Consider the following 25,826-nt stretch of genomic DNA (forward strand, 5'->3'; position numbering starts at 1 on the left):
ACCCCCGAGAGCTTTTCCGACACCTACAGCCAGGCCGCGGCGTCCGGCGGCAGCTTGCCGTCGGTCAGCGGGATGCTTGACAACGTTGGCGTGGCGGGCAGGTCGATCGCCTCCTCCGACAGGTTGACGACGCACGTGCGGTCGTTCCGCTTGAACGCCAGCACGTCCTCGCCGAGGTCGAGCCACTCCAGGTCACCGCTGATCCCGCGCCGCTGGGCGAACACCTCGCGGTACAGGGCGAGCATCGACGCGGGGTCGTCGGTCTGGGCGGCGACCGAGAACCGCTGCCAGCTCTCCGGCTGCGGCAGCCAGCTCGGGCCGTCCTCCGCGGACCAGGGGAGCGGCACGCGGCAGCCGTCGCGGCCCCGGTCGGTGAAGCCCGAGCGGTGCCACACCGGGTCCTCGCGCAGCTCGTCCGGCAGGTCCTCGACCTCCCAGAGGCCCAGCTCCTCGCCCTGGTAGACGTAGACGCCACCGGGCAGCGCGGCCGTGAGCATGATCGCGGCGCGGGCCCGGCGCGTGCCCAGCTCGAAGTCGGTCGGGGCGCCGTGCTGCCGGTCCGCGAACGAGAACCCGGTCTTCTCGCGGCCGTAGCGGGTCACGTGCCTCGTGACGTCGTGGTTGGACAGCACCCAGGTGGGCGGCGCGCCGACCGGTTCGTGCGCGGCCAGCGTGCTGTCGACGACCTTCCTGAGCTCCCCGGCGTTCCAGGGGCAGCAGAGGAAGTCGAAGTTGAACGCGCTGTGCATCTCGTCCTGGCGCAGGTACCGGGCGAACCGCTCCGGGTCCGGCAGCCACATCTCGCCGACGAGGATGCGGTCGCCGTCGTACTCGTCGACGATCTGGCGCCACCGCCGGTAGATGTCGTGCACGCCGTCCTGGTCGGAGTAGGGGAGGTCGGCGTCGGGCTTGGCGAAGTCCTTGACCAGCCCGTCCGCGACGTCGATGCGGAACCCGTCCACCCCGCGGTCGAGCCAGAACCGCAGGATGTCCTCGAACTCGTCGTGGACGACCGGGTTCTCCCAGTTGAAGTCCGGCTGCTCGGCGGCGTAGAGGTGCAGGTACCAGCGGCCGTCGTCGAGCTTGCTCCACGCGGGGCCGCCGAAGCGCGACTGCCAGTCGTTGGGGATCTCCTCGGTGTCGCGGATGTGGAAGCGGTCCCAGAGACCGTCCTTGAACCACGGGTGCTGGTCGCTGCAGTGGTTCGGGACGAGGTCGATGATGATCCGGATGCCCAGGCCGTGCGCGTCCGCGATGAGCTTCTCGGCGTCGGCGAGCGACCCGAACACCGGCTCGATGTCGCGGTAGTCCGCCACGTCGTAGCCGCCGTCGGCGAGCGGGCTCGGGTACCACGGGTTCAGCCAGATCGCGTCGAAGCCGAGGCTCGCGATGTGCTGGAGCCTGGCGCGCAGGCCGGCGATGTCGCCGATGCCGTCGCCGTTGCCGTCCGCGAAGCTGCGCAGGTAGACCTGGTAGATGGATGCGTTGCGCCACCAACTCATCGGGTGTCCTTTCAGCCTTTCACGCCGCCCGCGGTGAGCCCCGCGAGGATGTGCCGCTGGAACGCCAGGAACAGCGCCACCATCGGCAGGCTCGCCAGCACGAGGCCCGCGAGCAGGAGGTTGATCGGGGTGTCGGGGGCGAAGCGTTGCAGCGCGACGCTGAGCGTCTGCTTCGCCGGGTCGGGGAACACGAGCAACGGCCAGATGAAGTCCTTCCACGCCGCCACGACCGCGAAGATCGACACGACGGCGAGGATGGGCCGGGAGATCGGCAGGACCACTCTGACCAGGGTCGTCCACGTGCTCGCGCCGTCGATCCTGGCCGCCTCCAGCAGTTCCTCGGGGATCTGGTCGAAGAACCGCTTGAGCAGGTAGACGTTGAGCGCGTTCGCCGCGGCGGGCAGCCAGATGCCCGCCGGGTTGTTGAGCAGGCCGAGGTCGGTGAGCGTGAGGTACACCGGCACCAGCACCGCCGTCGACGGCAGCATCAGCGTGGCCAGCATCAGGCCCATGACGACGTTGCCGCCCCACGGCCGCAGCTTGGACAACGCGTAGGCCGCCGGGACGATCACCGCCATCTGCACGGCCCACGCGCCGATCGCGACGACGAACGTGTTGAGGAAGAACCGGCCGAGGTCCATGTAGTTCCAGGCGTCGGCGTACGCGCCCGGTTCCCACGTCTCCGGCAGGATCGTCGGCGGCTGCTGGGCCAGTTCCGCCGGCGGTTTGAACGCGCCGAGCAGCACCCAGACCAGCGGGAGCAGGAACGCCGCCGTGAACGCGACGAGCGTGACCGTCAGGACGACCCAGTAGAGCGGGCCGGTGCCCTTCGTCAGCGTCCTCATGCATCGGCCTTCCTGGTGAGCTTGAGGTAGAGGAAGGAGAAGACGCCGAGCACCGCGAAGAGGATCAGGCTCAGCGCGCTCGCGGTGCCGAAGTCGTTGTAGTAGAAGGCGTACCGGTAGAGCAGGAGCAGCACGGTGACCGTGGACTCCTCCGGTCCGCCGCCGGTCATGATGAACGGCTCGGTGAAGATCTGCATGGTCGCGACGACCTGCAGCAGCAACAGCATCAGGATCACGAACTTGGTCTGCGGGATCGTGACGTGCCAGACCTTCCTGACGATCCCGGCGCCGTCCAGGTCCGCCGCCTCGTAGAGCTCACCGGGGATGGTCTGCAGCGCCGCCAGGTAGATCAGCGTCGCCGCGCCCATGTTCGCCCAGGTGATCACGAGCACGAGGCTGATCATGCTGGTGCCGCTGGAGTCGAGCCACTGGGACGTCGGCAGCCCGAGTCCTCGCAGGACGGAGTTGAACAGACCGGGTCCCGGGTCGTAGAACCACTTCCACAGCAACGCGGTCACCACCGGCGGCAGCATCACCGGCAGGTAGACCAGCAGGCGGAAGTAGCCCTTCGCGTGCCGCAGCTCGTTGAGCACCACGGCGGTGAGGAACGGGACGCCGAACCCGATCAGCATCGCCAGGACCGTGAAGTAGAACGTGTTGCGCCACGCCACCCCGAACAGCGGGTCCGCGAAGAGCCGCTCGAAGTTCTCCCAGCCCACCCAGTCGGGGCTCGTGACGAAGTTGACCTGCTGGAAGCTCAGGACCACCCCGCGCACGATCGGGTACCAGGAGAACACCGCGAAGACGACCAGCGCGGCACTCAGGAAGCCGTACGCGGTGACGTGGCGCCGCACTCACTTCACCTGCGCCAGGACGGCGTTGACCTTGGTCTCCGCGTCCTTGAGCAGGGTCGCGTGGTCCGCGTCCTTGTTCGTCAGCGTCGCCTGCACCACGCTGTCGAGGATCGCGTAGACCTGCTGGGCCTGCGGCGGTTCGAGCGAGCCCTTGGTCTTCTCGGAACCGTCCACGTAGGCCTGGAAGTTCTGCACCGGCATGGTGGCGTACTTGCCCTTGAGCTCTTCCTGCTTCTGGCGCGGCTCACCGGTCCAGACGTCGGCGATCGGCGGGATCGGCAGGCCGACGGGCTGGCCGCGGTCCTTGTAGGTCTGCAGGTTCTTCTCGAGGCGGTCCGGGTTCAGGTACTTCCACTGGATCCACTTGAGGCCGGCCTTGATCTTGTCGGGCGAGGCCTTGGGGTTGACCATGTAACCCTCGCCGCCGAGCAGGGTGCCCTTCTGCTCCGGGATCGCGGCCAGTCCGTAGTCGTCGTACTTGCCCTTGAACTGGTTGACGATCGCGGCGACGTTGTCGGGCGCGGCGAGGTACATGCCGAGCTGGCCCGCGCCCATCATGTTCTGCACGTCGCCGATCTCCAGGAGCTGCTTCTCGCCCATGGAGCCGTCGTCCCAGCGCATCTCCTTGAGCCTGCGGAGGACTTCCCTGCCCTTGTCGTTGTTGAAGTCGGCGACGAACTTGTCGCCGTCCTTCCTCGCGATGTCCCCGCCGACGGACTTCATCCACGTGGTGAAGTGCCAGCCGCCCTGGTTGCTCTTGCTGTACTCGGCGAACCCGGTGACGCCGGCGTCCTTGAGCTTCTTGGCGGCTGCGCGCACCTCGTCCCACGTCTTCGGCGGCGAGTTCGGGTCGAGGCCGGCCTTGGTGAAGTTGGTGCGGCTGTAGAGCAGGCCCATCGTGTAGTTGGCGGTGGGCAGGCCGTAGACCTTGCCGTCGACCGTGAAGACGTCCTTGAGCTCCTGCTTGATGTCCCCGTAGTGCGGGACGTCCTTCACGTAGTCGGTGAGGTCGGCGGCCTGCTTGCGGGCGATGAGGGCCGCGGGGTCGGTGAAGTAGACGTAGAAGACGTCCTCCAGCTGGCCACCGGCGAGCTTGGCGCTGAACGTCTTCGGGTCCATGAACCCCTCGTGGGGCACGAGGTCGATGTCCGGGTTCGCCGCCTCGAACTCGGCGACGTCCTCGTCGAACACCTTGCGGTCGAACGCCTGGGTCTGCGGCGGCTGGCCGTTGACGTTGATCTGGACCTTGCCGCCCGGCTCGGTCGTGGAACCGCTCCCACAGCCGACGGTGCTTAGCGCCAGGACACCGCCAATCAGCACGGCAGCGGACTTCTTCATGGTGGGGCCGCCCTTCTCGCGAGCGCGTCGATGTGACGGCGACCATAAGTCCCCGTTACATCTGAGCGCAATATCCAGACGAAAACTCGCAAGAAAGCGACTATGTGGCTACCTCACCGGCGCGCTGGAGGCCCTCACCACCAGTTCGGGCTCGAACAGCAGCTCGTCGGGCGCCACGGCGTTGCCCGAGATCTGGTTGGCCAGCAGCTCGACGGCCGCCCGGCCCATGGCCTCGATCGGCTGCCGCACCGTCGTGAGAGGCGGATCGGTGCAGGTCATGAACGCGGAATCGTCGTACCCGATGATCGACACGTCCTTGGGCACGTCCAGTCCGGCCCTGCGCACGGCCCTTATCGCACCGAGCGCCAACGGGTCGCTGGCGCAGATGATCGCCGTGACGCCGCGCTGCACGAGCTTGGTCGCCGCCGCCTGCCCGCCTTCGAGGCTGAACATGGCGTGCTCGACGTCCGCCCCGCCGCACCGGTTGATCGCCTCCAGCTTGCGCTGGCTGGGCACGTGGTCCGGTGGCCCGAGCACGGCCCCGATCCGCTTGTGCCCCAGCGACGTGAGGTGGCCGTACGCCTGCTCGACCGCCACCGCGTCGTCACACGACACCCGCGGGAACGCGAGATCGTCTATGGCGGCGTTGACCAGCACCGCAGGCAGTTTGCGGGCCATCATCTGCTGGTAGTGCCCGTGGCTCGCGTCCTTCTGGGCGTACAGCCCGCCGGCGAACACGATGCCGCTGACGTGCTGTTCGAGCAGCAGCTCCAGGTACTCCGCCTCCGTCACGCCGCCGGCCGTCCTGGTGCACAGCACGGGCGTGAAACCGCGTTGCGCCAGCGCGTTGCCCACGACGTCGGCGAACGCGGGGAAGATCGGGTTCTGCAGCTCGGGCAGCACCAGGCCCACGAGCCTCGCGCGTTCGCCCCGCAGCTGCGTCGGCCGTTCGTATCCCAGCACGTCAAGTGCGGTGAGCACGGCACTTCTCGTGGCGTCCGAGACGCCTGGCTTCCCGTTCAGCACCCGGCTGACGGTGGCCTCGCTGACCCCGACCTTGGCCGCGACCTCGGCCAGCCTCCGTTGCGTCATGGCGCAAGTGTACGCAATTTCTTGCGTCCGTTTGCAAGCAGCGCTCACCCTGTCGGCAGGCGCCCCGCGGAGGGGGTCGTGGTTACGCTCGTACGCCACTCGTCGAAGAGGGAGGCGCGATGGAGACCGAAGCCGGGCCGTCCGTTCCCGCACCGCCGCGCTCGCCGGCGACTCCGGTGACCGGGGTCGACTGGTTCCGGCGGGCCCCGACCGGCGGGACCGTCAGAGTTGGGCCTCCCGCCACATCAGAGCCACCCCGTGACCGGGGAGCAGCCACGACCGGACCGTGAGGTCGTCGAGGTCCTCCGCCTTCTGCCACTGCGCCGTGATCGTGTTGGAGCGGAACAGGAACGGCATGATCGAGAACTCGTGCTCCGGCGACTCGTCCACGCCGAGACCGCGGGCGTCGAAGATGATCTGTTCGACGTAGGACGGGTACGGCGGCTGCCAGTAGCAGAAGCCCTCGTTGGTGCGCTGGAGCGTCCGCGACCGCACGCTCAGCCCGCGGATCGCGCTGACGAGGTGGTCGTCCGCGATGGCGCTCAGGTCGCACTCGAAGATCCGCAGGTCGCTCAGGTGGTCGTGGGGGCTGAGCTTCGGCAACGGCCACATCGGCTCGCGGAAGAACGTCAGGTAGTTCGACCACTGGTCGAACCGCACCTCCACCGGCGGGATCTGGCTGGGCGCGGCGGACCGGCGGTTGCCGTCGTGGTCCACGTAGTCGACCGCGATCTGCGTCGAGCCGAGCAGGTCGTCCACGGACTCGAGGAACAGCGACGGGTCGGTGATGTAGTAGAGCTCGAACAGGGGATAGCGGCAGGCGGCCGCGATCGTGTCGCGCAGCAGCACGTTGCTCGTGGCGAGGATGACGAACCGGTCCACCGGGACGTTGTGCCGGAACTGGTAGGTCTGCGTGATCACCAGGTGGTAGGTCTTGGTGTCGATGCCCTGCAGCTGCATCCGCACCGACGTGCTGGTGCTGATCGTGAGGTCCTTGCCGTGCGGGCGCAGGCCCGTGCCGCCCAGGACGCCGGAGATCACGTCCTGGTTGGCGTCGTTGGTGCCGTAGATCGCGGTCAGGAACGCCTTCAGCACGTCACCGGGCGGCAGGTGCTCGACGATGCCGGGGCCCGAGATGCGGCCGAACTCGGCGACGAGCCGGCGGTGCAGGAAGAGCTCGTAGGCGCCGACCAGGATGCCGACGAGGGCCGGCAACGGCCAGAGCACCACCAGCACGTCGTGCAGCACGCTTCGCGACGTCGGCTGCCAGAGCAGCACCACGGTCAGGTCCGCTGCCGCGACCAGGACCAACGACAACGCGACGGCCAGCGCCAGGTTGTGCTTGCGCGCCGCCACCACTCGTCGCCCGCCCCCTCACTCCACCAGCCGTCCCTACATGGTGGGAGTGACGGCGCAGCAGCGCCAGACCCTTTCGGCTCCTGCCGTACCAGCGGCCGGTCAGCGCGGGCGGTTCCAGATGGGGGTGTCCGACACGCCGACGTACGTGCTGAGAGTCGCCCGCGGCTGCGTGTCGTCCGCGGCCACGTCGTTGTACAGCCCGAGCAGGTGCGTGGTCATCGCGCTCTTCGCGCCGACCTCGTCGTGCCTGCGCAGGAACCAGATGACCTGCTCGTGCTCGTTCGCCGACCGGTTGTGGACGCCGGGCGTCGGGTGCGCGTGCCGTTTGCAGTCCTGCAGGCCGGGCACGAGCGTCTGGTACATCTGCTCCAGCAGCTCGTTGTGCGACGCGCGGATCAGCGCCGAGTGGAACTCCTCGTCCGACTCGATCACCTCCTGCACGTCGTCGAGCGCCGCTCGCTGGTAGCGCTGGTTCAGCTTGGCCAGCTCGTCCAGCTCGCCGTCGCCCGCGCGGACCGCCGCCAGGCTCGCCGCGGTGGTCTCCAGCGCGATCCGCACCTCGAGCAGGTCGGTCTGGGAGAACTGCCGGGAGGCGAGCCTGCCCTCCAGGTTCTCCTCGACGGCGGCCAGGTCGGTGCGCCGCACGTACCAGCCGAGGCCGCGCCGCACCTCGACGATGCCCTGCAGCTGCAGCCGCTGGAGTGCGGTGCGCAGCGAGGACCGGGCGACGTCCAGCTTGCGCGCCAGCTCGGGCTCGGTGGGGAGGCGGTCGCCCGCCTTGAGGGTGCCGCCGATGATCTGCTCCCGGAGCTTCTGCTCGATCAGCTCCGGCAGAGGGCGTCGCGAATCCGGCGAGAGCGACCAGCTCTCGCCGAGATGGGACTCGTCGGCGGGCATTGGTCCAGCTTAGGCCTCACGCGGTCTGGTTGCAACTTGTCTGGCAACCCGTCGACCGTTGACAGACAACCTACAACAGGTGATCCTGGTGGCAGGGCGAGACGCCCGGGACCGCCCACACCCGGGAGATCGAGCTCGCCCAGTCGGGAGGAAACGAGATGTCCGCAGGGAGTTCGCTCGGAATAGCAGCCGCCGTCGCAGTCGCCGTCACCGCCATCGGATGGCGCACCGTGCTCACGATGGTCGCCGTCTCGGTCGTCGCGCTCGCCGTGGTCGGCTTCGTGAACGTCACCAGCATCCTGTTCGGCTGACCACCGAAACCGCTGATGAACACGAACACCGGTGCCCCGGCAACGAAATCGTGGCCGGGGCACCGGCCTGTCCGGCCCCGCGGCGGCCGTCACGTCAGTAGAGTTCTCGGGCATCAGAGCGTCGGGGGACGTCAACACGAGGTCAATTTCGGTGATGAGTTCACCCACGGCGAGCGCGCACGTGCTGCATGCCGCGATCGCGCCCGCGTCAGTGCTGGTCGACGAGCGGCGGGCGTTGTACCGCCTCGCGGCCGGCCTGCTCGCGCCCGGCACTGAGTTGTCGGACAACCTGCTCGACCACCCCATCACCCGCTACGAGATCGGCAGAGCCCTCGCCGGCGGGGGAGAGCTCGACCTGGAGCGGGTGCACCGCGCCGCGGCCGTGCGCGTGCGGGACGCCGGACTGCCGGTCGTCGCGGACCCGCAGGCGGCCGGCCTGATCGAAGCACCGCTGCGGATCGTCGCGCCGCCGGGAGCGTCTCCGGAACCGTTGACCGAGGCGGACGGCGAACGGTTCGAGGCCGCGTTGCGCATCGTGGCCGACGGCGTCCGGTTGCTGCGGCGGCTGGCGCCGGAGACGGCGGACGACCTGCTCGCGCACGTGTCGATGCTCGCCGTGCTCAGCAAGGAGACCTCCGGAGGCGTCGTCTCGGCGTCGTCGAGGTACGTGCCGGGCATCGTGCTGATCGACGAGCCCTCCACACCTCTGGAGGTCGCCGAGGCGCTGGTCCACGAGGGCGCGCACGAGAAGTTCTTCGACCTGGCCATCACCAAGGAGTTCCTCGACGCCCGCGCCGAGGACGTCGAGGAGTTCGAGAACTCCTGGTCGCACGCGCGCTGGCCGCTGGAGCAGACGTTCGCCGCCTGGCACGCGTACAGCCTCCTCGCCCAGTTCGCGCGGTCGTGCGGTGATGAGCGGCCCGGCCCGTTCTCGTTGCTGCCCAAGGCACGGGAACGCGCCGACGAGATCGGCCGGTGGCTGACCGACCACGAGGACGACCTGCGGCCGGACGCGCGCTGGCTGCTGGGCGCCCTCACCGGCCGCGAGACCGCCGCCGAGCCCACCGGGTTCGACCGGGGCACGCCGATCGGCCACCACGTGAGCTTCCGCGTGCTGCCCGACGTGCGGTCCGAGCGGTCGGTCACGGGCCGCACGGTCGTGGGCAGGCCGGTGTCGCCGCCGGAGATCTTCTGGCTCGACGCGGACGCGAGCCGGGTCCTGGACCTGCTCGCCGACGGTCAGTCGCTCTGCTTCCGCGACCTGCTGGGCGCCGCGGGGTGGAACGAGGGGCCCGGCTCCGCCGCGCACCGCCTCACCGTCGCCCTCCGCCTGCTGATGGCGGCCTCGATCATCGAGCCGGTGTCGTGAGAACGGCTCCGCGCCGGGCGGCGGCCGTCCCACCATCGGGTGGACCGCTGCCCCGGCCGGAGCACTGCCGGTACGGCCGAACCGCTGTTTCGTCCACATGCGACATTCCGGAACGCGAAAGTTCTGGTGGTCACTGCCGTGCGGGGTTGAAAATCCGCGCGCAAATGCCTTTTCCGCGGTGGCGTTTCCAGAACGCTTGTACTGCGCGACAAGGTCTTTTGCTCGGCGTCGTCCGATGTAGACTGCCGCATCCCGGCCTGCTGGGATGCGGCGTCGCACCGGTTGGTCGAGGGTGGGGAGTCACCACCCGCGCTCGAGGCCTCTCCGAGCCGCATCTCGTGAGCTGGGCTGAGTTGAAATCAGTCCAAGTCGTATCCGCACGAAACCGGGAAGCGTGGCCGGCCAGCCACGGTCCCGGCTCTTCTGCGTTCTCCAGCCGCGTCTCGAGAAGGAACCCACAGAGCTGATGACCACCCCCAACCAGCCTCTCCACCGGCCCGCGCCGACCCAGGTCCCCGGCGTCAGCCTTCCCCACCTCCCGGCGGGGGCCGGTCCGGTGGTGGGCCAGCCGGTGACCTCCGTCGACTGGTTCCGGCGCATGCCCAACGGTGGCGGCACTGTGTTCCTGCGACCCGCCGAGGTCGAGAAGAACGACTGAGCGTCGCTCTTCCAGGGTGTGAGCTTCGAAGGGGTCGGCCCGCTGTGGCCGGCCCCTTCGGCGTTCGGTCGTTTGGGCATGCCACTTCACGGTGGAATAACAACTCGGCCACAAGGGCGAAGTTGATCGTCATGTAGCCCGTTCGGGGGACGTCGATCGTCTTGAATCGCGGCATCCGCCGACCCCCGGAGTGCCCCCGATGCGTGTGACGCCCCTGAGAAGACCCGGCCTGCTCGCCGCCGCCGCACTGGCGGCCGTGGCCTCGCTCGTGATGGTGACCAGCGCGGTCGCCGACGCGCCGACCACGGACGACACGCGCGCGCAGCCGTTCCTCCAGTTCGTCGACTTCAACCACCCCGACGCCTGCAAGGTCGGCGGGTTGACCGGGACGCCGATCCACCCGAGCAAGTTCACGTACACCGGTGGTGACAACGAGCAGTACCTCGACATCACCGCGCTGCCGCAGGACGTGGCCGTCACGGGGATGCTCGTGCGGGCCGGGGACGTCTTCAACGTCTACCTGGCCGACAAGCTCGGCGACGAGCTGCCGTGGAAGGGGCTGCGTGCTCCGGTCGTCGGTGACGGGGACCTGCCGCAGATCGGCGAGTGGTTCGGGTGCGGCACCGCCGTCGAGCAGCCGCCCACCACGACGACGACCACGACGACCACCACGACGACGACCACCACCACGGAGTCGACCGTGACCGAGTCGTCGACGCCGACGTCGAGCACCACGTCGTCGTCTTCCGAGGTCGCGCCGCCGGTCGCCACGACCACCACCACTGCCGCGCCGGTGCCCGTCGCCGAGGTGGACCAGCTCGCGTCGACCGGGTTCGGCGGCACGTGGCTGCTCGGCCTCGGTGCCGCGCTCGTGGCCGCCGGTGCCGCCCTGGTGCTCGTGATGCGCAGGCGCCGCGCCTAACCGTTCTCCATCAGCACGCCCCACAGCGTGCCGAAGAGGATGCGCACCTCCAGCCAGTACTCGACGTCCGAAGAAGCCGTCCCGCCGCCGTAGAGCTCCACGGCGCGCCGGGCGGCTTCTTCGCCGCGCGCACCCGCCAGGCAGGCCAGGTCCCAGCCGATCGGGCCGCGCCAGGTGTCCTCGAAGTCGTTCCACACCGGGCCGGACGACGTCATCAGCACGTTTCCGTAGTGCGAGTCGCCGTGCAGCGGCTGCACCTCGTTGTAGTGCGCGTCCCAACGCTCGACGAGCTCGGCCCGTCGCGCCCGGAAGGGCTCCAGGTCGGGCACGCCCACGCCCTCCAGATAGGACAACGTGTTGTCGACGTCGTCCAGAGGGCCGCGAGAAGGCAGCGGGCCGTCGTAGAGCCGCAGCTCCGCGTGCAGGTCGGGCAGCAACTTCAGCACGTCGGGACGGGACAGCTCGACGTCCGGGAAGTGCGGGACGTACGTGCTGAACGAGAACACGAACCCGTCGACCGCGTGAGGGCCGGCGGGCAGCTCGGCAGAAGGCGTCACGACCGGCACCCCGCGGGAGGCCAGGAACGCCGACACCGCCAGGTCACGGCCGAGGTGGTCGGCTACCGAGGGCCTGACCAGGGCTGTGCGGGCGGCCACCCGTGCCACGACCGGGGCCGGGCGCAGGTGCACGATCACGTTGCTGCCGTCCTGCAGCACGTCCGGGTCGTCGCACACCACGCCGTGACCGGCGGCGAAGGACACGACGGTGCGCACAGCGGCAGGAGTCATGCGGACGAGGCTGACATCAGCCCTGGGGGAGGAGCGACTCCATTTCCGCGATCTCCTTCTCCTGGTGCGCGACGACGTCCTGGGCCAGCTTGCGGGCCTCCGGGTCGGTGCCGGCGGAGAGGTGCGTGCGCGCCATGTCCACGGCGCCGCGGTGGTGCTGGATCATCAGCGACAGCCACTGGCGGTCGAACTCGGTGTCGTCGAGGTTCGCGAGGTCGCCCAGGTCGACCATGCCGTGCGAGTCCGAATGACCGTGCGAGGTGTGCGACGACGCCTCGACCGGCGCGTTCCACGTCCGCAGCCACCCGTTCATGCGGTCGATCTCCGGCCTCTGCACGTCCGCGATGCGCTTGGCGATCTCGATCACGCGGGGGTTCTCCGTGCGGGCCGTGACGAGGCCGCTCATGTCCAGCGCCTGCTCGTGGTGGGGGACCATCCCCCGCACGAACGCGACGTCCGCCGAGTTGTGCGTGGCGGGACCACCACAGGCGGCCAGCAACAGGACAAAGGCGACGGCGAACGATCGGAGCACGGCGGCAGGATACGTGTGACCTGCGCTACGCCGCTGGCCACCGGCCGTGGCCCACCCGAATGGAGCTGATCGGCTCCGTCTAATATCCCGGGGAGTTTCCCGAACGACTGGTCCCACCAAGGCCTGGAGGCACCGTGACGGCCGTAGCCCCGCAGCCGATCGCAACGCGTCCTTATCCGACGCGCACTGCGGTCAAGGGGTCCTTCCTGCTGCGGATGTTCCGCACCACGGACCACAAGCAAATCGGCATCATGTACCTGGTCACCTCGTTCGCCTTCTTCATGGTCGGCGGCGCGATGGCCATGCTGATGCGGACCGAGCTGGCCCGGCCCGGCATGCAGTTCCTGAGCCAGGAGCAGTTCAACCAGCTGTTCACGATGCACGGCACCGTGATGCTGCTGCTGTACGCGACGCCGATCGTCTTCGGCTTCGCGAACTTCGTGCTCCCGCTGCAGATCGGCTCGCCCGACGTGGCGTTCCCGCGGCTCAACGCCTTCTCGTACTGGCTGTACCTCTTCGGCGGCCTGATCGTGATGGCGGGCTTCGTCACCCCCGGTGGCGCCGCCGACTTCGGCTGGTTCGCCTACACGCCGCTGTCGAGCGCCATCCACTCGCCCGGCGCGGGTGCCGACCTGTGGATCTCCGGCCTGGTGGTCGGTGGTCTCGGCACCATCCTCGGCGCGGTCAACATGATCACCACCGTGGTCTGCCTGCGCGCGCCCGGCATGACGATGTTCCGCATGCCGATCTTCACCTGGAACATCCTGGTGACGTCGGTGCTCGTGCTGCTCGCGTTCCCGATCCTGACCGCGGCCCTGCTGGGCCTGCTGGCGGACCGGCACCTCGGAGCGCACGTGTTCGACCCCGCCAACGGCGGCGTGATCCTGTGGCAGCACCTCTTCTGGTTCTTCGGGCACCCGGAGGTCTACATCGTCGCCTTGCCGTTCTTCGGCATCGTGTCGGAGATCTTCCCGGTGTTCAGCCGCAAGCCGATCTTCGGTTACAACGGCCTGGTCTACGCGACGCTCGGCATCGCGGCCCTGTCCGTCGCCGTGTGGGCGCACCACATGTACGCGACCGGCGCCGTGCTGCTGCCGTTCTTCGCCTTCATGACGTTCCTCATCGCGGTCCCGACCGGTGTGAAGTTCTTCAACTGGATCGGCACGATGTGGAAGGGCCAGCTGACGTTCGAGACGCCGATGCTCTTCTCGATCGGCTTCATCGTCACGTTCCTCTTCGGTGGCCTCTCCGGCATCCTGCTGGCCGCGCCCGCGATCGACTTCCACGTGTCGGACACGTACTTCGTCGTCGCGCACTTCCACTACGTGCTCTACGGCACGATCGTGTTCGCGACCTTCGCCGGCATCTACTTCTGGTTCCCGAAGATCACCGGCCGGTTCCTCAACGAGCCGCTCGGCAAGCTGCACTTCTGGACGACGTTCCTCGGCTTCCACGCGACCTTCCTCGTCCAGCACTGGCTGGGCAACGAGGGCATGCCGCGCCGGTACGCCGACTACCTCGCGTCCGACGGCTTCACGACGCTGAACATGATCTCGACGATCGGCGCCTACATCCTGGGCGCGTCGACGCTGCCGTTCATCTGGAACGTCTTCCGCTCGTACCGCTTCGGCGAGGTCGTCACGGTCGACGACCCGTGGGGCTACGGCAACTCGCTCGAGTGGGCGACGTCGTCCCCGCCGCCGCGGCACAACTTCACCGAGCTGCCCCGGATCCGTTCGGAGCGCCCGGCGTTCGAGCTGCACTACCCGCACATGATCGAGCGGATCCGCAACGAGGGTCACGTGTCGTTCACCGGCAAGACGATCGCCCACAAGGACGCGAAGCCCGCTCCGTCGGAGCTCGCTGCAGCGGCGATCAAGTCCGGCACCGCCTCCGAGAAGGAAGATGCGGAGCACGACAAGTAACCTGCGAGTAACAGGTTCAACGATGAGCCCCGGTCGCTTGTGCGGTCGGGGCTCATTGCGTATTCGAGGAGACGACGACGTGAAAACGCCCGTGCTCATCACCGTGACCGGCCCCGACAAGCCCGGCGTCTCCTCGGTGCTGTTCGCCGTGCTGACACGCCACGGCGTCGAGGTGCTCGACGTGGAGCAGGTCGTGATCCGCGGACGGCTGGTGCTCGGCGCGCTGGTCTCGACCGAGCAGGACCCCGAGGGCCTGCAGGAGTCGGTCGAGCAGGCCATGGCCACCGTCTCGATGCAGGTGGAGATCGAGATCGGCGCCGACTCGAAGCGCACCGCGCGCCTGGAGTCGTCGCACGTGCTGATCGTGCTGGGCCGCCCGGTGACGGCGAAGGCGTTCACCGAGGTGGCGCGCAGGCTCGCGTCGCTGGGCGTGAACATCGACGCGATCCGCGGCGTCGCCGACTACCCCGTCACCGGCCTCGAGCTGCGCGTCTCGGTCGCGGACGACACGATGGAGAGCGATGCGGCGCTGCGGTCCGCGCTCGCCGAGGTGTCGGTGCGGGTGGGCCTCGACGTCGCGGTGGAGCGGGCCGGCCTGACCCGCCGGGCCAAGCGCCTGGTCGTGTTCGACGTCGACTCCACGCTGATCCAGGGCGAGGTGATCGAGATGCTGGCCGCGCACGTCGGGTGCGAGGAGCAGGTGCGCGAGATCACCGAGGCCGCGATGCGCGGCGAGCTCGACTTCGCCGAGTCGCTGCGGCGCCGGGTGGCGTTGCTGGAGGGCCTCGACGAGAAGGTGCTGGACGAGGTCGGTTCCTCGCTGGAACTGACGGCCGGTGCGCGCACGACGATCCGCACGCTGAAGCGTCTCGGGTTCTACTGCGGCGTCGTGTCCGGCGGGTTCACGTCGGTGATCGAGGGCCTGGCCGACGAGCTGCACCTCGACTTCTGCGCGGCCAACACGCTGGAGGTCGTCGACGGCAAGCTGACCGGCAAGGTCGTGGGCGAGATCGTCGACCGACCGGGCAAGGCCGTGGCGCTGCGCCGGTTCGCCGAGGAGGTCGGCGTGTCGCTCGCGCAGTGCGTGGCGGTCGGCGACGGCGCGAACGACATCGACATGCTCAACGCGGCCGGGCTGGGCATCGCGTTCAACGCCAAGCCGGCGTTGCGCGAGGTCGCGGACACCGCGCTGTCGCACCCGTTCCTCGACGCGGTGCTGTTCATCCTGGGCGTCACGCGCGCCGAGGTGGAGGCCGCGGACGCCGCTGACGGCCTGGAGCTGACCCGCCTGTGATGATTCTCGACCTGATCGCTTCGCGGAACTACGCGGAGGAGTCCGAAGTCCGCGCGATGCCGATGGTGTTGCGCATCGAACGCGTCGACCCGCCGTCCCGCACGGCGTTGCTGGAGGCCGCGGCCGCTTCGGCGGTCGCGGTGTGCCTCGACCCGCGTGCCGACGTGGGCGGGGAGTGGCACGAGTCCGTGCGGGCGTGGGTGGCCGGGCGGATCCGCAAGGTGGCGCGACGGGCTCGTGGCGCGCAGTGGGAGGCCGTGCAGGGCCTGCCGGGCGTGACGATCACCGTGGCCGGCGCGTCCGTGCGGTCGCTGCTGCCCGTGCTGGTGACCGAGACGCCCCGCGAGGTCGCGAAGCTGCAGATCTCCGGGTCCGACCTGCCGGTGGACGAACCGGGACCGGTGCCAGAGGGCGCGCGGCTGCTGTACGTGAACCCGCGCGTCGAGATGTCCGCGGGCAAGCTCGCGGCGCAGGTCGGGCACGCGTCGATGTTGCTGGCGCCGCGGCTGTCGGAGACGGAGCTCAAGGCGTGGGCGGCGCTGGACTACCGGTGTGCCGTGCGGATGCCGTCGGTCGAGGAGTGGGACTCGCTGATGGGCGCCCCCGATGTCGTGGCGGTGCGGGACGCCGGGTTCACGGAGGTCGAACCCGGGACGACGACGGTGCTCGCCGTTTAGAACCTCGCCAAACGGGTAAATCCGCGTCTCGTGGGCTTACTCGACCTTCTCGACGCACGGCTCGGCGACGGGCTGGAGAACCTGCTCTGCTCCCACCACACGCGAAGGCTGCGGCGGTTGGGCTGGGGCGAGGTCCTCGAAGGTGACGGCACGGGGTGGTTCACCCCGCGCCGGCCGGTGCAACACGGCAACAGCATCGAGATCCTGGTCGACGGAGCCAACGCGTTCCCTCTCGTGGCGAAGGCGATCGAGGGTGCGCAGAAGTACGTGCACATCGCCAACTGGCACGCGTCGCCCGACTTCCGGCTGACCCGTGAGCCGGGCGCGCCCCAGTTGCGCGAGCTGCTGTCCGCGGCGGCGGAACGGGTTCCGGTGCGCGTGCTGTTGTGGGCGGGTCCGCCCGTGCCGTTCTTCGAACCCACGCGGAAACGGGCCACCGCCGCGCAGAAGGCCTTCCAGGAGGCCGGCGCGATCCGGTGCGAGCTCGACGCGCGCGAGCGGACCCTGCACTGCCACCACGAGAAGGTGGTGATCGTCGACGACGTGGCGTTCGTCGGCGGCCTCGACATGACCGCGGTGGAGGGCGACCGGCACGACTCGCCGGAGCACCCGCCGCGCGACCTGGGCTGGCACGACCACATCGCGCGGCTGGAGGGCCCGGTCGTCGCGGAGGTCGCCGCCCACTTCGCCGCGCGCTGGCTGGAGATCGCGGGGGAGACCCTGCCGCCGCCGGAGGTGCCGCCCGAGGCCGGGTCGTCGTCCGTGCAGCTGGTGCGCACGGTCCCGGAGAAGACCTACGACTTCGCGCCGCACGGCGACTTCAGCCTGCTCGACTCGTACCTGCGGGCGCTGCGGGCCGCCGAGTCGTTCGTGTACGTGGAGAACCAGTTCCTGTGGTCGCCGGAGATCACCGAGGTGCTGCTGGAGAAGGTGAGCAACCCGCCGTCGCCGGAGTTCCGGCTGGTGCTGGTGCTGCCGCAGAAGCCCAGCAACGGCGCCGACACCACGCGCGGCCAGCTCGGCAGGCTTCTCGACGCCGACCAGGGCGGTCGCGTGCTGGCGGCGACGCTCATCAACCACGGTGACGCCCCCGTCTACGTGCACGCGAAGCTGTCCATTGTGGACGACAAGTGGCTGTCCGTCGGCTCGGCGAACCTGAACGAGCACTCGTTGTTCAACGACACCGAGGTCAACGTCGTGACCGACGACGCCGAGGTCGTGCGCGCGACGAGGCTGAAGCTGTGGGCGGAGCACCTGGAGGGCGTGGAGGGAGACGTCTCCGGGCCCGTGCACGAGGTCGTCGACAAGATGTGGCGCCCCGCCCTGGACCGTCCGGCGCGCGTGACGTCGCTGCCGGGTGTGTCGCGTCGTGCCGGAAGATTGCAAGGACCGTTACGCGGATTGCTGGTCGACGGCTGAGCTGCGGGTCTAGCGTGGCGGCGTGGCCAACGAGGTGACGATCCCGCTGCTGCCGTGCGCCTCCATCGACGAGGTGGCCGAGTTCTACGTGATGCTCGGTTTCACGGTCACGTACCGGCAGTACCGCCCGAACGCGTACCTGTCGGTGCGGCGGGAGGAGATCAACCTCCACTTCTTCGGCATACCGGGCTACGAACCGTCGGAGTCGTACAGCTCGTGCCTGATCCAGGCCGAGGACCCGCGCTCGCTGTACGAGGCGTTCGCCTCCGGCATGCGCGCGGTCTACGGTCAGGTGCTGGTCACGGGGATCCCGCGGATGACCAGGCCCCGTCGCGACGGGTTTCTCTTCGTCGACCCCGGCGGCAACTGGATCCGGGTCGTGCCGGCCGTGCGGGAACGGGAGGTCACGCGGAACGGGCTGTCGCGGGCGTTGAGCAACGCCGTGACGCTGGCCGGGTCGCACGGGGCGGAGCGGCAGGCGTTGAAGATCCTCGAAGGGGCGCTGGTGCGGGAGACGCACGCTTCGGAGGAGGAACGGGCGTCGGCGCTGGAGTTCCGCGAAGAGCTGCTTGAACGTCTTAATCTACATAGGTAGTCTTAGTGGCGTGGAGCCACTGCAGCGCATCGGCAAGGCCACGGTGGACGTTCTCCAGGTGCTGCTCGGCGCCGAGGAGCCGCGCTGGGGTCTGGAGATCATCAAGCTGACCGGCAGGCCGTCGGGCAGCGTCTACCCGTTGCTGGACCGGCTGGAACGGGCCGGCTGGGTCTCGTCGTTGTGGGAGGACGACACCGAACGTCGCGGACCTCGGCGGCGGATGTACCTGCTGACCGCGGACGGAGCTGCCGAGGCGCGTCGGGTGGTCGCTGCGCGGACGTCGGTCGAGCCTCGTTTCGTGCCGAGGACGGCGCAATGAGAGTCGCGTTGTTGTTGGTGCGGTTCGCGGCGGCTGTGGTGGGTGATGAGCGGCATCGCGAGCAGTGGGAAGCAGATGTCGTCGGTGCGCACGAGCTCGGCATGTCGCCGTTGGCGGTGGCGTTCGGGGCGTTGCGGGCTGGGTTTGTCATGCCGTCGAAAGGGGTTGCCATGGCTGGGATCGGTCCGTTGGGGATCGCGTTGAAGCACGCCGGTACGCCGCGTGGGCGGGTGATCGCGATCGCCGTGGTGTCGGCGTTGTTCTTGCTGGGCGGGGTCGTCCTGCTGTTCGCTTGAGCAAATAGCTCCGTGTCGTTTTCGCTGTGCCGGGCTTAGCTTCGGGCGGTGGTCAACGAACTGACAATCCCGCTCCTTCCCTGTGCCGACATCGACGAGATGGCGGCCTTCTACGAGATGCTCGGCTTCTCGGTCACCTATCGGCAGACGCGGCCGAACCCCTACGTCGCCTTGCAGCGTGAGGACTTCAACCTGCACTTCTACGGGCTGGAGGGTCACGTGCCCGAGAACTCGCACAGCTCGTGCGTCGTCATCGTCGAGGACACCGGGCCGCTGTACGAGGCCTTCGCGGCGGGGATGCGGGCCGTGCACGGGAAGGTGCTCATCTCGGGGATCCCGCGGATGACCCGGCCGCGGCTGCGCAACGACCGGTACACCGGGTTCGCCGTCGTCGACCCCGGCGGCAACTGGATCCGCATCAGCAAAGGCGTGCAGGAACCCGAGTCCACGACTCCGCTGGCCCGTGCCATGGAGAACGCGGCCCGGCAGGCCGACGCGCGCGGCGACGAGCGGCAGGCGTTGAAGATCCTCGAAGGCGCGTTGACGAAGGCCGACGGGACCGAGCCGGAGCTCGCCGAAGCCCAGGCCTACCGCGACGAACTGGTCGAGCGGATCACTTCGTCTGAGCCGCGTCCAGCCTCTTGAGCGCCGCGCGGACGACCTCAGGGTCGTAGGTCGTCCAGAACGGAGGGAGTGAGGCCCTGATGAAACCGCCGTAGCGCGCGGTGGCGATGCGCGGGTCGAGGACGGCCACCACGCCCTTGTCCGACATCGAACGCAGCAACCGGCCGGCGCCCTGGGCCATCAGCAGGGCGGCGTGCGTGGCGGCGACGGTCAGGAAGCCGTTGCCGCCACGGGTGTTCACGGCCTTCTGGCGCGCCGAGGCCAGCGGGTCGTCCGGCCTCGGGAACGGGATGCGGTCCATGATCACGAGCTGCAGGCTGGGGCCCGGCACGTCGACGCCCTGCCACAGCGACAGCGTGCCGAACAGGCACGTGCGCTCGTCCTCGGCGAACTTCTTGACCAGCAGGCCCGTCGCGTCGTCGCCCTGGCACAGCACGGGGTACTCGAGCTTGTTCCTGAGCGCCTCGGCCGCGGCCTTGGCGGCGCGGGTCGACGAGAACAGACCCAGTGCGCGGCCGCCCGCCGCGTTCACCAGGCCCTCGATCTCGTCGAGGTACTCCGGCGGCAGCCCGTCGCGGCCCGGCTGCGGCAGATGCCTTGCCACGTAGAGGATGCCGCTCGACGAGTGCTGGAACGGCGAGCCGACGTCGAGACCGGTCCACTTCGGACCGTCGATGTCCTTGTCGGTGGCCGCGCCCTCGATCTTGCGGACCTTCTCCGACGGCGGCAGCCCCCACTGGCGCGCCATGGCGTCGAAGGCACCGCCGAGCGTGAGCGTCGCGGACGTCAGCACCGTGGTGCGCTTGCCGAAGAGGCGTTCGCGGAGCAACCCGCCCACGCCGAGCGGCGCGACCCGCAGCGTCGGCGTCTTCTGCTGGAAGTCGCCCGACACCCACACGACGTCGTGCTCCTCGTCGAACGCCTCGAGGATCCGCACCGCGCAGTCGTGGACCTCCTCCAGCAACGCCAGCGCGAGCTTGCGCGCCGTCGCCCCGTCCGGGTCCTCCTTGCGCTCGGGGCCCATCGCCGACACGCAGTTGTGCGCGGCGTCGCGGGTGGCGGCGAGCGCGCCCGCCAGCGCGCGGGGCAGTGCGTCCAGCCGGCCGGCCGGCATGTCCTCGAGGATCATCGCGAGCCCGTCGCTCGCCTCGGCCAGCCGGTCCGCGACGTCCTGGTCGATGAGCCGGCCGCACCTGCGCGCGGCCATCGAGACGGACGCGCCGCTCAGCTCCTCCGTGGCCACCGACGTCACGCGGTCGACCAGGTCGTGCGCCTCGTCGATCACCACCACGTCGTGGTCGGGCAGAACCTGGTAGCCCTCCAGCGCGTCGATGGCGAGCATCGCGTGGTTGGTGACCACGACGTCGGCCTTGCCCGCCTCGGCCCGCGCCCGCTCCGCGAAGCAGTCGGCCCCGATCGGGCACTTGCTGACGCCCAGGCACTCCCGCGCCGTGACGCTGACCTGCCGCCACGCCTGCTCGCTGACGCCGGGCACCAGCTCGTCGCGGTCGCCGGTCTCGGTGTCCGACGACCACTCGTGCAACCGCTTGACCTCACGCCCCAGCTTCGAGACGGCGAACGGGTCGAACAGCGCCGCGTCGTCCGGCTCCTCGGGCGCGCCGTTGTGGACCCGGTGCATGCACAGGTAGTTGCGCCGTCCCTTGAGGATGGCGAACGTGGGCTCGCGCCCGAGCTCCTTCTTGAGCGCCTTGGACAGCCGCGGCAGGTCGCGGTCGACCAGCTGGCGCTGCAGGGCGATCGTGGCCGTGGAGACGACCACCGTCTCGTCCTCGGCCACCGCGTGCCGGATCGACGGCACCAGGTACGCGAGCGACTTGCCCGTGCCCGTCCCGGCCTGGACGGCGAGGTGCTCGCCCGTGCGGATCGAGTGGTCGACGGCCTCGGCCATCTCCACCTGACCAGGACGCTCCGCACCGCCGACGGCGTGGACGGCGGTTTCGAGGAGGCTCAGGGTGGGGGGAACTTCAGGCACGGGACAGACCGTACCCGGCAGGTCCGACAGTCCCTGCCAGGAGTGGGAAACCCGGTGGGAACGCCGGGTGGGACAGCGCCGGGCTCAGTCACCTCCGCCGCCGCCACACCCTCCGCCGCAGCCGCCTCCGCCGTCCCCGCCGCCGTCGCTGCCCCCGCACGAGCTCGACGAGCACCCACCGCCGCACGAGCTGCTGGACGACGTGTCACGTCCCGGCAGCGTCGCGACCGCGGCGGCGGACAGGCCGAACATGCCGGCCACCGCGACACCGCCGACCCGGCCGCGCAGGCCGCGCACCGCCACCGCGCCCAACCGGTCCTGCGCGCTCACCCGGCGCCGTGCCCGCTTCGCCGCCAGGTAGCCCTCCCTGGTGCGCAGCCGGCCGGGGTCGCGGGCCGAGAGCACCGTGGACCACAGCAGCAGGACCACACCGGCCCCGAAGAAGACCCAGTTCGGCACGTCACCGCCGACCACCGACCTCACCGGGGCGACCAGCCCCGGCGCCACCGAGTCGAGGACGCCCACGACGACCAGGGCGAAGCCGGCCAGCCTCAGCCACGGGGACAGCCTCGGCCGGTACGAGCGGCGGTGGCGCAGCAGTCCCCGGTCCGCCAGGTGCGAGCGCAGGCCCTCCGCCTCGGCCGAAGCGGCGGCGGCGCGCAGGACGTCGGGCAGCGCGCGGCCGGTGCGCAGGCCCGCCAGGATCTGGCCCTCCAGCGGCGAGACGCGGCCCTGCGCGTGCACGGCGGTCACCACGCCCTCGCGGGAGATCCGGACCAGGCCGGCGTCGACCAGTCTCGCCAGGGCGACCTCGGCGGCGCGGGCCGGGCCGCCGACCAGGCAGCCCAGCTCTTCCGGGGTATGCGTCGTCACGGGGGAATCCTCGGTTCGGGAGGTCACGACGTTACGTCGGCGAGGATACGGTCGAACAGGTCGAGCGAGGCCTTGGCGTGGGCGACGGTCAGCGGCACGTCCGCGCCCCGCCGGGACGCCACCAGGTCGAGGATCGGCAGGTCGGGCCACCGGGCGGCGGCGAGCTCACCGGCGCGCGACTTGCTGATGATCTCGCCGGTGCGGATGGTGTGCCACAGCCGGGCGGGGCCGAGGCCGACCCACAGCAGCGACTCGCGCGGGATCGGCGCCGCGAGGTCCAGCGAGGGCAGCACCTCGCGAAAGCGGTCGAAGTCCAGCTTCCAGTAGCTGACGAGGTTGTCACGGCAGTACGCCTCGACATCGGCCGCGGTGCCAGGACATGTGGGCCGTGCACCGCGCACGGTCTGACCGACGGTCCGCAGCTGCTGCCACAGCACGGGAGTGATCTCACCGGCCAACGGAGTCACGTCGAACACCGGCTTCTCCAACGAACCGGCCGGCACGACCGCGACATCGGCGCCGTCGACGGACGGCAGCTCGGCGGCAGCGGAAAGCTCGATCACGACGTCCAGGTCCGACCCGTCGACGACGTCGTCGAGCACCCGCGACCCGTAGACGTGCGCGCCCACCACGAGACCGGGCAGGCGCGCGTCCAAGACGTCCAAGTACTCCCCAGGCGTGATCACCCGGTCCAAGCTACCGACGCCGCAGCAGCGCCCAGGCTCCCGGCAGCAGGCCCGCGGCCAGCGCGATCTTCAGCGCGTCCCCGACGAGGAACGGCAGCACGCCGACGGCCAGCGCCTTCGGGAACGACATCCCGGTCATCGCCATCAGCCAGGGCACGCCGACGGAGTAGATCGCCAGGTTGCCCAGCGCCATCGTGCCCACCACGCGCAACGGCGTGCGGTCGCCACCCCGTCCGGCCAGGTAGCCCACCAGGGCACCGGCGAACACGAACCCGACCACGTAGCCGAGCGACACGGGGACACCGGACGACCCGCCCTGGAACCACGGCACGCCCGCGACCCCGGCGATCAGGTACAGCAGCATCGACGTGGCGCCGCGCTGCCAGCCCAGCGAGGCACCGACGAGCAGCGCCGCGAACGTCTGACCGGTCAGCGGCACCGGGCTGCCCGGGATCGGCAGCGCCACCTGGGCGGCCAGCCCGGTGAGCGCGGCGCCGGCGACGACCAGGGTCAGGTCGCGGACGAGCGCGCCCGGCACGAAGTCGGCGAGCACGGTGCGACGAGGCGCGAGTGCGAGAGTCACGGTCCCTCCCAGGCGGAATCGAGTGAACCGAGGTTAACCAGGCCGACTCGAGAACGTCTTTGTCCGATGTCCACAAAGTGACCGGTCACACACGCCCGTCTCACACGTCGAGAGCGACCTTGCCCACCACGCGTTCCTCGTTGCGCCGCGTCTTCGTCCAGCCGTTGTTGCCGCGCACCAACCGGATCAGCGCACGCCACGACGTGATGTAGAAGGTGTAGATGTACAACGCGTAACCGAGCCCGTACGCGATCGACTTCCAGAAGCCGACGGGCATGCAACGCGCGCGGTACACCGGCCCCCACAGGACGAACGGGAGCAAACCGAACGCGCCGTAGACGGTGAACAGGATCCAGGCGCCGTCGAAGAACCACGCCACCACCTCGCCGGGCGACACCGCGAACCGGTACGCCATCATCGCCATCGGGATCGGGTAGATCAGCGTGCCGAGCAGCTGCATCCACGGCTGGGCGAGGTAGTACATCATCTCGGCGGCGCCGAGAGTGGTCAGGTGGTCGGAGTCCCAGATGCGCCGCAGATAACGCATGCACTGCATGGTTCCCTGACCCCACCGGGTCCGCTGCGCGAGGAACCGGCGCAACGAGTACAGCGCCTCCTGGTTCACGTGCGTGTCCAACGAGAACCCGGTGTGCCAGCCTGCTGTCAGCAGGTGCACGCCGAGCTCGAAGTCCTCCAGCAGCGAGCCGCGCCACGGCGACCCGGTCGGCCCGGCGATGGAGTCCAAAGCGGACAGCCGGGTGAACTGACCGTTGCCGCCCATGGAGATCGTGCCGGTCGCGCCGCGTGACATCTGGATCGCCGCGATGGCCGTGCGGAACTCCAGGTCCTGCATCCGCACCAGGTAGGCGCCGAACGCGCGTGCCCACCGCGAGACGCCGGGCTGCGGCGTTCCGGCGTTGATCATCCGCACGTCGACCTGCACGGCGCCGATGCGCGGGTTGCCGAAGAGATGAGTCGCCGCACAGACTTCCAGGCAGTTCGGAGCGGGGCGCCCGTCCGCGTCCACCACCACGACGATCGCACGGTCGGTGTCCGCACGTCGGCCCATCCACAGCTTCAGCATGCGGTAGGCGTCGTTCAACGCGTTGCCCTTGCCGGTGCGCGCGTACGGGCGTTGGCGTTGCACGAGGTGGAGCTGCGGGTCGCGCACGCCGCCGTTGCGCTTCAACATCCGCACCACACCGGCGGTCTTGTCGTCGGAGTCGTCGTCGATGACCCACACGTGCGCGATGGGAAACGTCCCGCGCAGGTACCGCACCGTGTCGCCGATGACCGCCTCCTCGTCGCGGCACGGCACGAAGAAGTGCCACTCCAACGACTCCGGCTCGCCGACGGGAGCGGGCTCGCGCCGCAGGTACGGCACCACGATGAAGAACACGTACGTCACGAAGGCGACGCTCATCGTCAGAGCGAGCGCCTGGGTGAACCCGAGGACGAGGTCGAGGCTCACTTGCGCGTCGCCAGCCAGACGAACGCGACCAGCGCCGCCGCGCCACCGAACACGCTCACCATCGACCCCAGCAGCGTGTGCCCCCAGTAGTACCCGGTGTCGACGCCCAGCCACTGCACCAGGCCGACGAGCGTGAGCACGCGGAACTGGTTGACGACGACGACCGCGAGCGCCGCGATCCCCAGCGCGAACAGCACGCGCGACTGGATCCGCGGGCGCAACGCGATCATCACCGCGCCCACGACGATCAGCGGCAGCACCAGGAACGCGGAGGTGCACTCCGGCGTCATCCGCAGTCCCAGCGGGGTGTCCGAGCCGAGTCCGAAGTAGACGGTCTGGCGGTCGGGCACGACGTGCACGCCGTACGAGCTGATGACGCTCAGCACCGCGCCGGACAGCGAGATCTCCGCCGTGCGGTAGAGGCGGTGCGCGAACACGAGGCCCGCGGCGAGAGCGATCAGGATGATCACCGTCACCCGGCTCGGGAATGCGGCGCGGCGCACTGTGAGCGTCACCCGAAGATCCTTTTCCGCCGTTGAGGGAGCGCCCAGACGGGCTACATACCGTTCCATCGGTTGACGGAACGTCAGGCTGCACTCCCTGA

General features: G+C 69.6%; 27 protein-coding genes. 12 read left to right on the forward strand and 15 right to left on the reverse strand.

Translation table 11 applies throughout. From position 1 onward, the window contains the following. Window positions 1–23 precede the first annotated feature (23 nt). The 7 genes from ACFWV3_RS05410 to ACFWV3_RS05440 all read right to left on the reverse strand — a co-directional run bounded on the left by ACFWV3_RS05410 (window position 24) and on the right by ACFWV3_RS05440 (window position 7,887). The gene (locus ACFWV3_RS05410; RefSeq protein WP_382408549.1) at window positions 24–1,502 is read right to left on the reverse strand and encodes a glycoside hydrolase family 13 protein; all 1,479 of its coding nucleotides are present in this window, start codon (window positions 1,500–1,502) and stop codon (window positions 24–26) included. An 11-nt stretch (window positions 1,503–1,513) separates the two neighbouring features. Next, window positions 1,514–2,347 carry a carbohydrate ABC transporter permease gene (locus ACFWV3_RS05415; RefSeq protein ID WP_382408551.1) on the reverse strand — a complete coding sequence of 278 codons (834 nt, stop codon included), beginning with the start codon at window positions 2,345–2,347 and terminating at the stop codon, window positions 1,514–1,516. Next, window positions 2,344–3,201, reverse strand: a complete 858-nt coding sequence (locus tag ACFWV3_RS05420; RefSeq protein WP_382408554.1) for a carbohydrate ABC transporter permease — start codon at window positions 3,199–3,201, stop codon at window positions 2,344–2,346. The genes ACFWV3_RS05415 and ACFWV3_RS05420 overlap by 4 nt, the downstream gene beginning before the upstream one ends. Then, a complete protein-coding gene (locus ACFWV3_RS05425; RefSeq protein WP_382408556.1) occupies window positions 3,202–4,539 on the reverse strand; it encodes an ABC transporter substrate-binding protein in 1,338 nt (445 codons plus the stop codon). 108 nt (window positions 4,540–4,647) lie between these two features. Next, the gene (locus tag ACFWV3_RS05430) at window positions 4,648–5,631 is read right to left on the reverse strand and encodes a LacI family DNA-binding transcriptional regulator (protein WP_382408558.1); all 984 of its coding nucleotides are present in this window, start codon (window positions 5,629–5,631) and stop codon (window positions 4,648–4,650) included. A gap of 222 nt (window positions 5,632–5,853) precedes the next feature. Beyond that, window positions 5,854–6,987, reverse strand: coding sequence for a hypothetical protein (locus tag ACFWV3_RS05435; protein ID WP_382408560.1), 1,134 nt, complete (start codon window positions 6,985–6,987; stop codon window positions 5,854–5,856). Between the two features lie 102 nt (window positions 6,988–7,089). Continuing rightward, a complete protein-coding gene (locus ACFWV3_RS05440; RefSeq protein WP_382408562.1) occupies window positions 7,090–7,887 on the reverse strand; it encodes a FadR/GntR family transcriptional regulator in 798 nt (265 codons plus the stop codon). A gap of 158 nt (window positions 7,888–8,045) precedes the next feature. Here ACFWV3_RS05440 and ACFWV3_RS05445 point away from each other — a divergent pair, with 158 nt between their 5' ends. The 4 genes from ACFWV3_RS05445 (at window position 8,046) to ACFWV3_RS05460 (ending at window position 11,147) form a co-directional block, all read left to right on the forward strand. Then, window positions 8,046–8,198, forward strand: coding sequence for a hypothetical protein (locus ACFWV3_RS05445; RefSeq protein ID WP_382408564.1), 153 nt, complete (start codon window positions 8,046–8,048; stop codon window positions 8,196–8,198). A gap of 154 nt (window positions 8,199–8,352) precedes the next feature. Next, window positions 8,353–9,567 (forward strand): aKG-HExxH-type peptide beta-hydroxylase, encoded by a 1,215-nt coding sequence (locus ACFWV3_RS05450; RefSeq protein ID WP_382408566.1) that lies wholly within the window; start codon window positions 8,353–8,355, stop codon window positions 9,565–9,567. Window positions 9,568–10,033: 466 nt separating this feature from the next. After that, on the forward strand, window positions 10,034–10,225 hold the full coding sequence (locus ACFWV3_RS05455; protein WP_382408568.1) for a hypothetical protein: 192 nt from the start codon (window positions 10,034–10,036) through the stop codon (window positions 10,223–10,225). Window positions 10,226–10,424: 199 nt separating this feature from the next. Beyond that, on the forward strand, window positions 10,425–11,147 hold the full coding sequence (locus ACFWV3_RS05460) for an LPXTG cell wall anchor domain-containing protein (RefSeq protein WP_382408570.1): 723 nt from the start codon (window positions 10,425–10,427) through the stop codon (window positions 11,145–11,147). On the opposite strand, the gene ACFWV3_RS05465 is transcribed toward ACFWV3_RS05460, so the two are convergent. Both ACFWV3_RS05465 and ACFWV3_RS05470 read right to left on the reverse strand, forming a co-directional pair. Then, entirely contained in the window at window positions 11,144–11,935 is a 792-nt protein-coding gene (locus tag ACFWV3_RS05465; protein WP_382408572.1) for a phosphotransferase family protein, read from the reverse strand. The genes ACFWV3_RS05460 and ACFWV3_RS05465 overlap by 4 nt on opposite strands. Before the next feature lie 16 nt (window positions 11,936–11,951). Next, window positions 11,952–12,467, reverse strand: coding sequence for a DUF305 domain-containing protein (locus tag ACFWV3_RS05470; protein WP_382408574.1), 516 nt, complete (start codon window positions 12,465–12,467; stop codon window positions 11,952–11,954). A 134-nt stretch (window positions 12,468–12,601) separates the two neighbouring features. Between ACFWV3_RS05470 and ctaD the strand changes: the two genes are divergently transcribed. From ctaD to ACFWV3_RS05510, 8 genes are all read left to right on the forward strand, one after another. After that, complete coding sequence (ctaD, locus tag ACFWV3_RS05475; RefSeq protein WP_382408576.1) at window positions 12,602–14,392, forward strand: cytochrome c oxidase subunit I; 1,791 nt, start codon at window positions 12,602–12,604, stop codon at window positions 14,390–14,392. 79 nt (window positions 14,393–14,471) lie between these two features. Continuing rightward, a complete protein-coding gene (gene serB / locus ACFWV3_RS05480) occupies window positions 14,472–15,686 on the forward strand; it encodes a phosphoserine phosphatase SerB (protein WP_382408578.1) in 1,215 nt (404 codons plus the stop codon). Then, window positions 15,686–16,363, forward strand: a complete 678-nt coding sequence (locus ACFWV3_RS05485) for a peptidyl-tRNA hydrolase (RefSeq protein ID WP_382408580.1) — start codon at window positions 15,686–15,688, stop codon at window positions 16,361–16,363. The genes serB and ACFWV3_RS05485 overlap by 1 nt, the downstream gene beginning before the upstream one ends. Before the next feature lie 30 nt (window positions 16,364–16,393). Continuing rightward, window positions 16,394–17,782 carry a phosphatidylserine/phosphatidylglycerophosphate/cardiolipin synthase family protein gene (locus ACFWV3_RS05490; protein ID WP_382408582.1) on the forward strand — a complete coding sequence of 463 codons (1,389 nt, stop codon included), beginning with the start codon at window positions 16,394–16,396 and terminating at the stop codon, window positions 17,780–17,782. Between the two features lie 22 nt (window positions 17,783–17,804). Further along, window positions 17,805–18,377, forward strand: a complete 573-nt coding sequence (locus tag ACFWV3_RS05495; protein WP_382408584.1) for a hypothetical protein — start codon at window positions 17,805–17,807, stop codon at window positions 18,375–18,377. 10 nt (window positions 18,378–18,387) lie between these two features. Beyond that, window positions 18,388–18,696, forward strand: coding sequence for a PadR family transcriptional regulator (locus ACFWV3_RS05500; protein WP_382408586.1), 309 nt, complete (start codon window positions 18,388–18,390; stop codon window positions 18,694–18,696). After that, window positions 18,693–18,992 carry a hypothetical protein gene (locus ACFWV3_RS05505; RefSeq protein WP_382408588.1) on the forward strand — a complete coding sequence of 100 codons (300 nt, stop codon included), beginning with the start codon at window positions 18,693–18,695 and terminating at the stop codon, window positions 18,990–18,992. Before ACFWV3_RS05500 ends, ACFWV3_RS05505 begins: the two co-directional genes overlap by 4 nt. 48 nt (window positions 18,993–19,040) lie before the next feature. Continuing rightward, window positions 19,041–19,637: a hypothetical protein gene (locus ACFWV3_RS05510; protein ID WP_382408590.1), complete on the forward strand. Its 597-nt coding sequence runs from the start codon at window positions 19,041–19,043 to the stop codon at window positions 19,635–19,637. Here ACFWV3_RS05510 and ACFWV3_RS05515 read toward each other — a convergent pair. The 6 genes from ACFWV3_RS05515 to xrtP all read right to left on the reverse strand — a co-directional run bounded on the left by ACFWV3_RS05515 (window position 19,606) and on the right by xrtP (window position 25,737). After that, complete coding sequence (locus tag ACFWV3_RS05515) at window positions 19,606–21,525, reverse strand: ATP-dependent DNA helicase (protein WP_382409363.1); 1,920 nt, start codon at window positions 21,523–21,525, stop codon at window positions 19,606–19,608. The genes ACFWV3_RS05510 and ACFWV3_RS05515 overlap by 32 nt on opposite strands. Before the next feature lie 168 nt (window positions 21,526–21,693). Further along, window positions 21,694–22,482 carry a TIGR04222 domain-containing membrane protein gene (locus ACFWV3_RS05520; protein ID WP_382408592.1) on the reverse strand — a complete coding sequence of 263 codons (789 nt, stop codon included), beginning with the start codon at window positions 22,480–22,482 and terminating at the stop codon, window positions 21,694–21,696. Window positions 22,483–22,505: 23 nt separating this feature from the next. Then, a complete protein-coding gene (locus ACFWV3_RS05525; RefSeq protein WP_382408594.1) occupies window positions 22,506–23,168 on the reverse strand; it encodes a hypothetical protein in 663 nt (220 codons plus the stop codon). 10 nt (window positions 23,169–23,178) lie between these two features. Then, window positions 23,179–23,751, reverse strand: coding sequence for a biotin transporter BioY (locus ACFWV3_RS05530; RefSeq protein WP_382408596.1), 573 nt, complete (start codon window positions 23,749–23,751; stop codon window positions 23,179–23,181). 100 nt (window positions 23,752–23,851) lie between these two features. Beyond that, window positions 23,852–25,174 carry a glycosyltransferase gene (locus tag ACFWV3_RS05535; RefSeq protein ID WP_382409365.1) on the reverse strand — a complete coding sequence of 441 codons (1,323 nt, stop codon included), beginning with the start codon at window positions 25,172–25,174 and terminating at the stop codon, window positions 23,852–23,854. Between the two features lie 44 nt (window positions 25,175–25,218). Next, window positions 25,219–25,737, reverse strand: a complete 519-nt coding sequence (gene xrtP, locus ACFWV3_RS05540; protein ID WP_382408598.1) for an exosortase P — start codon at window positions 25,735–25,737, stop codon at window positions 25,219–25,221. Window positions 25,738–25,826: the final 89 nt, after the last annotated feature.

The organism is Lentzea sp. NPDC059081 (assembly GCF_042738015.1).
Taxonomy (GTDB): Bacteria; Actinomycetota; Actinomycetes; order Mycobacteriales; family Pseudonocardiaceae; genus Lentzea.